Annotated in this window: 4 protein-coding genes; 3 read left to right on the top strand and 1 reads right to left on the bottom strand. The window is 69.3% G+C overall.

The genetic code is table 11. The features are described 5' to 3' along the window. Positions 1–15: 15 nt before the first annotated feature. Positions 16–738: a hypothetical protein gene (locus D5S19_RS20075; protein ID WP_233574045.1), complete on the bottom strand. Its 723-nt coding sequence runs from the start codon at positions 736–738 to the stop codon at positions 16–18. Between the two features lie 143 nt (positions 739–881). Between D5S19_RS20075 and D5S19_RS20080 the strand changes: the two genes are divergently transcribed. The 3 genes from D5S19_RS20080 (at position 882) to D5S19_RS20090 (ending at position 7,491) form a co-directional block, all read left to right on the top strand. Further along, positions 882–3,419 carry an SdrD B-like domain-containing protein gene (locus tag D5S19_RS20080; protein WP_199730593.1) on the top strand — a complete coding sequence of 846 codons (2,538 nt, stop codon included), beginning with the start codon at positions 882–884 and terminating at the stop codon, positions 3,417–3,419. 332 nt (positions 3,420–3,751) lie between these two features. Beyond that, complete coding sequence (locus D5S19_RS20085; protein WP_233574046.1) at positions 3,752–4,588, top strand: rhomboid-like protein; 837 nt, start codon at positions 3,752–3,754, stop codon at positions 4,586–4,588. A gap of 173 nt (positions 4,589–4,761) precedes the next feature. Further along, positions 4,762–7,491, top strand: coding sequence for a sensor domain-containing protein (locus D5S19_RS20090; protein ID WP_120024885.1), 2,730 nt, complete (start codon positions 4,762–4,764; stop codon positions 7,489–7,491). Positions 7,492–8,167: the final 676 nt, after the last annotated feature.

An 8,167-nucleotide genomic window follows, 5' to 3' on the forward strand; every position in this document is an offset into this window, starting at 1 on the left:
AAACGGCGGAATACGTCAGCCGGCAGGGGGTATCGCCACGAATTCGTGGGTGTCGAAATCGATGACGACCGGATCCGTTTCCCCGGGGATCATCGCCCGCACCCGGTACAGAATGCCGTCCGCGGCCAGCCAATACCGCACGGATTCCGCGTTACCCGGCCGATCCCGGGATTCCGGACCGGTGAAAACGTCAACCGGACGTCCGTTCACCTGATCGGCGGCTATCCACGCGGCACCATTCTGTGGCAGCAATTGTGCGTTATCGGGCCGGTCATTGCCGAGCCCGAGCACAATCGCCAACGCCCGGTCGAGCGGCCCGGCCGTCGGATCGAGCGCGCGATCGGTCCAGCCGTCGGCGGGCGGATGCACGGGTGCGCCCTCCGGAGCGGCCGGCATCGGCCGGACGGCCACGCGAGTGGCCGTCCACCGGATCAGCCCAGCACTGGAGTCGTTGCGCCCCTTGCCCTTCACCACTGCGTAACCGCTGTTCCCGCGGTAATCGACCGAACCGGTGACCACCATTTCGCCGGCGGTATCGGGCACGGTGATCGTCACCGCCCGGCCGCCCGCCTGAAAGTCCCGGAAACGCATGATCGCCAGCCGGCTCGCCTCGTCCGCGGTCACCGGACGCGGACCGGAGTCACCGGAACCGGCGGCGATCCACGCCCCCATTCCCGCGCCGAGCGCGAGCACGACCACTACCGCCGCGAGGATTCGGCGTCTCCGATTGACCAGCACAGTGAGTGACCGTAGCAGGATGCGCAATTCACCCGCTTATTCACCCGAGCCCCGCAACCGTTCGGACCCCTTTTCTGGTTCACTGTGACAGCTTTGGGGAACGCAGCGCACTTTCCTGCGCGCAGAACGGAGAGCCCGCAATCATGAGTCGAAGCGGCAGAAGAACCATCGGCAGATCCCGGCTGGTCCGCGCGGCCGCGGCCGGGCTCCTGCTGGGCAGCAGTGCGGCCGTCGGAATGGCGGCCACGACCGGGGTGGCCGGGGCCGCCGCCGAGGACGGGAAGCTCACCGTCCAAGTGCTCCGCGACTTCTTCGGTACCGGAATCATCAACACCACCATGGACACCCCGCAGCCTGGGATGTCCGTGGTGGTCACCGATCCACCGGGACATCAGGTGCGCGGGCGGACGGACGCGGCGGGCAAGGTGGTGCTGCCCGCGTCGACGACGCTGACCGGTGGGCAGTACCGGGTCGATGTGTCGATTCCGGACCCGTACCGCGCGTATTTGCAGGCCGCGCCGGCGTCCACGCAGAAAAACCACTTCGACAGTTTCACCACGTTCGTGGATCTGCGCGAGGGCAAGGACGCCTCGGTGATCACCGGCGTCTGGAACCCGGCCGACCACACGCTGCCGGACGCGAAGTACTACGTGCCGGTGCAAAGCCCCGCGGTGAACACCGACGGCAGCGCGCCCGATCCGAACAGCCGCGCGCTGGTCTCGTTCGACCGCAAGAACCGCGGCACCTGCCCGGCGGATTCGCCCTGCCCGACCGTGGTGAACACGCAAGCGCAGGTCGGCGCGACCTGGGGGCTGGCCTACGACAAGCACCGCGGCCGCATTTTCCAGTCGGCCTTCGCGAAGCGGTTCACCCTCTACGGCCCCGAAGGCGGCGGCGCGATCTACACGACGCCGCTCAAGGGCGGCGCACCTCAGCTGTTCGCGAAGGTGCCGGGCGCCACGGCCACCGAACACGGCACCGTGGACATGCGCAAGGACCAGAATTTCGTGGATGCCTCCGGCAAGGAGAGCCTCGGCGGAATCGCGCTGACCGAGGACGGGAAGACGCTGTACGCGGTCAACCTGCTGGACCGCACGCTGGTCAGCTTCGCCGCGACCGGCGCCACAGCGAAGGTGGAGAAGACCGTCCGCATTCCGGACCCGGACTGCGCGGCAGCCGATGACTGGCGCCCGTTCGCCGTCACCGCGCACGACGCGAAGCTGTACGTCGGCGGCATCTGCTCGGCGGAAAGCACGCAGAAGCGTGCGGACCTCAAGGCAGTGGTCTATACCTATGACGGCGGGAAGTTCACGCCGGTGCTCACACACGGTCTCGACTTCGCCCGCGGCTACGTGATCGGCGGGATCACCGACGACAACACCAGCCACTGGAATCCGTGGGACACCAGATTCTCCTCGTGGGACAACTTCATCAAGCACGGGCCGGGGATCAACCCGGAACCGGAGCTGGCGAGCCTGGCGTTCTCCCGCGACGGCTCGATGATCCTCGGGTTCCGTGACCGGTTCATGGACGTCTTCGGCTCCGGCATCGACCCGCGGCCGGACAAGACCGGGGTCGCCACCGGCATGTCCGGCGGGGACATCACCATGGCATGCGCGGCTCCTGGCGGCGGCTACGACTGGGAGGGCACCGGCGTGTGCCCGAACCACGGCACCAACGCGAACAACGGCCACGAGCCGGCCGGCGTCGTCGAGTACTTCCCGGGCGACTTCTTCGACCCCAGCCGGTCCGGCAACGGCCTGCACCAGGAGGCGGCGCAGGGTTCGGTCGCCTACATCCCGCAGCAGCAGTGGGTGATCAGTACCCAGCTCGACCCGGCGCAGAACGTCAGCTCCGACGGTGTCGGCTACTACGACATCGACGGCAGCGTCGGGCCCGGCCAGGAGAATCCGAAGCACGGCTACCAGTTCGTCGATCCGGCCAACAGCTTCGGCAAGGCCGGCGGGCTCGGCGACATCGCCTACCAGGCCGCGAACGCGCCGATCCAGATCGGCAACCTCGTCTGGTTCGACGGCGACCACAACGGTATCCAGGACCCGCACCGGACCGACGAGGTCGCGCTGGCCAAGGCGACCGTGAACCTGCTCGACGCGGATGGCAAGCAGGTCGCCACCACGCAGACCGACAAGGCGGGCGAATACTACTTCGGCGGCGTCGGTGCCGAATACCAGCTGAAGCCGGGCGCGAAGTACACCGTGCAGTTCGACGTCTGCACCGCGGACACGGACAACGTGCCCGAGCAGCCACCGGCGACCGACCTGCGCTTCACCCTGCCGACGGCCGGACCGGACCGGGCGCACGACTCCAACGTCGTCCCGCCCACCTCCGGGCGGCTCTGCAACGGCTTCGCGCCGGTCACCGCACCGGCTCAGGCCGGCGGGGTGGACCACACCATCGACGCGGGCGTCTACATCCCGAAGCCGGTGCCGCCGACCACTCCGACCACTCCGACTACCCCGGCTCCCCCGTCCAACCCGGCGCCGGGCACGCCGCCGGCCGCGCCTTCGGGCCCGGCCCCGGCGCAGGCCGGAAACGTCGGACTGGCCTCGACCGGTGTGCCGATCCTGCCGGCGTTGCTGATCGGCGGTGCGATGCTCCTCGCCACCGGTGCGGGGCTCGTGTTCGCCAGCCGCCGGAGGCGCCGCCTTTCTCAGCGGTGACCCCTGGCACTGAAACCCAGCACTGAACCGGAAGCCCGGTCCGCTCGCGCGCTGCGTGGGCGGACCGGGCTTTTCCTTCTCAGCCGAGTAGGCGCGGCACGCCGGGTTTCGCTGGATCGGGGCTGCCGGCTCCGGCTCCGGCTCCGCGAACATGCTGCCACTCGGCGCGGGCTTGCACCCTGAAGGCTGTGAAGGGACCCTTCACAGCCTCTGCGTCCGTGAAGGGACCCTTCACAGCCGTTAAGCCGGCGCGGCGCGGCGCCACCCAGCGTGCGACATCACGCCGGTGACGATCACAGGGTTCTCACAGCCCGGCCAGCCACACTGGAACTATGCCCCGCCGTCACGGAGACCTGCTGCCGCGTCCGCCGGCGCCCGTGCTCCCCCGGCTGCGCGGCACCGGTGAACGGGACATTCCCTGGAAATTTCCTTCGCTCAACCAGGTCCGCTACCTCTGCTGGGACCTGCTGCGCTCGGCCCGCATGCCCGGCTCCCTGTCCGGCCTGGACGGCTGCTTTCCGCGGCGGGCCGGCCGGGCCTGGCTGCGTTACCTGCCCTCCCCACGGAGTACGCCGTTCACGTTCAGCTACCTCGTTCTGCTGCTGTGCACCACGCTCGTGCTGCGGTTCGCCGATCCGGTGCTCACCGCGAAGCTGCTGCAGCTGTCCAGCACCGACGCGCACAACCTGTGGCGCCGCCCGCTCACCTCGCTGCTGACCAGCGCGATCTGGATCGAGGACGGCGGCTGGATCGCCTACGCGGCGATCTTCGCGCTGGCCATCGCCCCGCTCGAACGGCGTTTCGGCCCCGGCCGGACCGCGCTCGTCTTCTTCAGCGGCCACATCGTGGCCACCCTCGCCACCGAACTGCCGGTGATGGCGCTGATCAACACCGCCGTCCTGCCGAACTCCGCCGGTCGCTGGCTGGACATCGGCGTCAGCTACGGCTTCCTCACCACCGCGGGCGCGCTCGCCTGTCTGGCTCGCGGGCAGGCGCGGATCGTCGCACTGGTGGCATTGGAGCTGTTCATCGTCCTGGTCTACGTGGTGGACGACCCGGGCAGCCTCGACTCGGTCATCACCATGCTCGGGCACGTCGTGGCCGCACACTTCGGCCTGCTCTGCTGGGGACCAAAGCTGCGGGCAGACCAGGCCAAACAGGCCGTCTGAACCCGGCTCCGCCCAACGCGGAGCGTACACACCCACGAGACCGCCTCCGACGAGCGAGCGAACCGTCTGGGCCGGAAGAGTGATTCAAGGAAGCGGCGCGCACTCATATACACGAGCTTCACTCGGTGGTGTAATCGACGGGCCATCTGCCGACACAGGGGGTCTGGACGCATATGGAGGCTGACGCCCTAGCCGGCGGGCCGATCGACGACACCGACTCCGCCATCTGGCGGGCCCGGCTGGCCGGCCTGCACCAGGCCGATAGCGGGGACGTCGTGTTCGCACTGCACACCAGTGCCGGTCCGGCCACGCTGACCTGGCTGCCCGGCCTGGACACCGTGCTGGGCCATCCCGGAGTGAGCGGCAACGAGCTGAGCGGACGGCTCACCGACCTGCTCAGCCCGCTCACCGTGCAACTGCCCCGCACCAGACCGGACCGGGACTTCGAGCTGGAGCAGCCTTACGACGCGGCGGACGGCACGCGCAGGCGGATCCGGCTGCGGGCCCGCACGGTAGGCGATCAGGGCTGCACGACCGGTTTGCTTGGCGTCTTGTCCGCGATGCCGGAGGATTCGCCGGGCCGCTCCGATCTGGGCGAGCTGGCCGACCGGTACCGGGTGCTGGTGGAGCTGAGCCCGGACGCGATCTGCGTGCACCAGGGCGGGATGATCACCTACGCCAACCGGGCCGCACTCGACCTGTTCGCCGCTCGGTCCCCCGCCGAGCTGGTCGGTCGCCCGTTTGCCGAGTTCGTAACCGCGGAATCCGCCGGTGGGCTGCTCGCCAACGCCGAATCCGAGCCGATTGAAGCCATGTTCACCCGGGTCGACGGAAGCAAGTTCACCGCCGAGACGATCTCCGTGCGCACGACCGACTCGGGCACGCCGTCGTATCAGGTCGTGATCCGCGACGTCACCCCGAAGCTGGCCGCAGCGGCCGCCGTGCGCGCGCGGGCGGCGCTGGTCTCGCAGGTCAGCGACGCCATCGTCGCGATCACCGCGGACGGCATCGTGACAAGCTGGAACCCTGCTGCGGAAAGTGTGTACCGCTGGCCGATGCATGAGGCGATCGGCAGGCGGATCCGCGAAGTCCTCGGCGCGGAGCTGGATCCGGAAGCGGCGCTGCGGACCGGCGGAGTGGTCGGCCAAACCCACCACCGGCGGGACGGAGCGCCGTTGTCGGTACAGGTCTCCGTGGCCGAGGCCACCGACGGGTACGTGGTCGTCTGTGCCGACCAGACCGCGCGGCACCGGGCCGAACTGCACTACCGCACGGTGGTCGCGGCGCTGGACGAAGGCGTGGTGGTCGTGCGGCCGGACGGGCTGATCGAATCGGTGAACCCAGCCGCCGCGCGCATTCTCGGCGTGCCTCCGGCGCAGCTGATCGGCGTGCCGTGCGCGACGCTCGTGCTCTATGACGAGTCCGGCGCACGGATCCCGGCGGACGAGCTGCCGTCAGCGCGCACCCGGCGGACCGGGATCACGCAGAACGGCCAGGTGGTGCGGCTACGCCGGCCGGACGGGCGCGACGTGTGGGTCGCGCTCACCTCGCGGCTGCTGGATCCGGACGATCCGCACGGCGTCGCAGTGGTCATCTCGTTCACCGACATCACCGAACGGCGCGCGATCAGCGCCCGCCTGGCCCACGACGCGACGCACGATCCGTTGACCCGCTTGGCGAACCGGACGCTGGTGCTGGACCGGCTCGACCGGCGCAACCGTCCCGGCGCGACCACTGTGCTGTTTCTCGATCTGGACAAGTTCAAGCTGATCAACGATTCCCTCGGGCATCCGGTCGGCGATCAGGTGCTGCGCGTCGCCGGCGAGCGGCTGCGGCGGGCCACCGGCCCCGCGGACGTGGTCGGCAGACTCGGTGGGGACGAGTTCGTCGTGGTCACCACCGAGGCCACCGAGGTGGCGGAAGTCCGGACGTTCGCCGCACACTTGCGTTCGGTACTGGCCGAACCGGTGACCGTGCACGGCAGGCAGCTGCACCTGGACGCGAGCACGGGCATCGTGCTGATCGGCGAAACCGACCCGCGCTCGGCCGAGGACCTGCTGCGCGACGCGGACATCGCGATGTACCAGGCGAAAGCCCGCGGCCGCGGCCGGTTCGAGTTCTTCGACGTGGAAATGCGGATGCGGATGCAACGCAGGCTGCGGATGGAGCAGGACCTGCGCGAGGCCGTCCACAGTGGACAGCTGTGGGCGGCCTACCAACCGGTGGTCGACCTGCGGACCGGGGAAATGGTCGCGGTGGAGGCCCTGCTGCGCTGGACCCACCCGAAGCACGGCGCGATCTCCCCCGCCGAGTTCATCCCGCTCGCCGAGGAAAGCGAACTGATCAACATCCTGGGCAAGTTCATCCTGCAGGACACAGCGCGGGAACTGGCCGCCCAACGCACCGAACACGGTCTCGGTCTGAGCCTGAAGGTCAACTTGTCGGTGCGTCAACTGGACGACCCACACCTGATCCCCGCCGTCCGCGACGTACTGTCGACCACCGGCCTGCCTCCGGAGGCACTGACCCTGGAGGTAACCGAAAGCGCCCTGATGCGCGATGCCTCCGCCGCCGCGGAAGTCCTGACCGCCTTGCGTTCCCTTGGCGTCCTGCTGGCCATCGACGACTTCGGCACCGGATACTCGTCACTGGCCCAGCTACGCCGCCTGACCCTGGACACCCTGAAGATCGACCGCTCGTTCATCACCGGAATCGCCGATTCCCGGGACGCCGCCGCCATTGTGGCGAGCATCATCGCGATGGCCCATGCGGTGGGCCTGACGGTGGTCGCGGAGGGCGTGGAGACCGCGGACGAGCTGGAGCTGCTTCGGGAACTGGGGTGCGATCAGGCCCAGGGGTACCACCTTGGCCGGCCGGTCTCGGCGAGGGAGATGTTCGGGTAGGCCTTTCTGGCCGGTGGTCCGGGTGGGTGTTTGACTGGGTGTTTGGCCGGGGTTCGGCTCGGGGCTCGGCTCGGGGCTCGGCCGGGGTTGGGGGCTGGCGGCTTTGGCCCGTCACGAAAGTCCCTCTCACAACGCCACCTTCGCCACGAGAGTCCTTCCCACACCGCCATCCTCGCCACGAAAGTCCCTTCCGCACCGACGCCTCGCCGCGAACGGCCCCCTCACACCACCACTCGCGCCGCGAATTGCCCCTCACACCACCACCCTTTGCAACGAGAGTCCCTGTCACCCGACCCGCCCGCGCTGTGAACGGCCCTCTCGCACCAACCGCAGTGTCACGAAAGTCCCGTTCGCATCGCCCCCTCGACGCGAAAGTCGCCATCGCTCCGCCCCAGCACCACGAGAGTCGCCACCACACCATCCCCACCGCCGCGAGCGGCCCCCTCACACCACCACCCTCACTGCGAACGGCCCCCTCGCGCCACCACCTCGCCGCGAACGTCCCTGCCGCACCGACACGTCGGCGCGAGAGTCCCTCTCGCCCGACCACCCGCGCTGTGAACGGCCCTCTCGCACCAACCGCAGTGTCACGAAAGTCCCGTTCGCATCGCCCCCTCGACGCGAAAGTCGCCATCGCTCCGCCCCAGCACCACGAGAGTCGCCACCACACCATCCC

This window comes from Amycolatopsis panacis, from assembly GCF_003600245.1.
Taxonomy (GTDB): domain Bacteria; phylum Actinomycetota; class Actinomycetes; order Mycobacteriales; family Pseudonocardiaceae; genus Amycolatopsis; species Amycolatopsis sulphurea.

Excerpts from the sequence above, each read along its gene's own strand:
- D5S19_RS20080 (WP_199730593.1), top strand. The coding sequence starts at position 882 with ATGAGTCGAAGCGGCAGAAGAACCATCGGCAGATCCCGGCTGGTCCGC.
- D5S19_RS20085 (WP_233574046.1), top strand. The coding sequence starts at position 3,752 with ATGCCCCGCCGTCACGGAGACCTGCTGCCGCGTCCGCCGGCGCCCGTG.
- D5S19_RS20090 (WP_120024885.1), top strand. The coding sequence starts at position 4,762 with ATGGAGGCTGACGCCCTAGCCGGCGGGCCGATCGACGACACCGACTCC.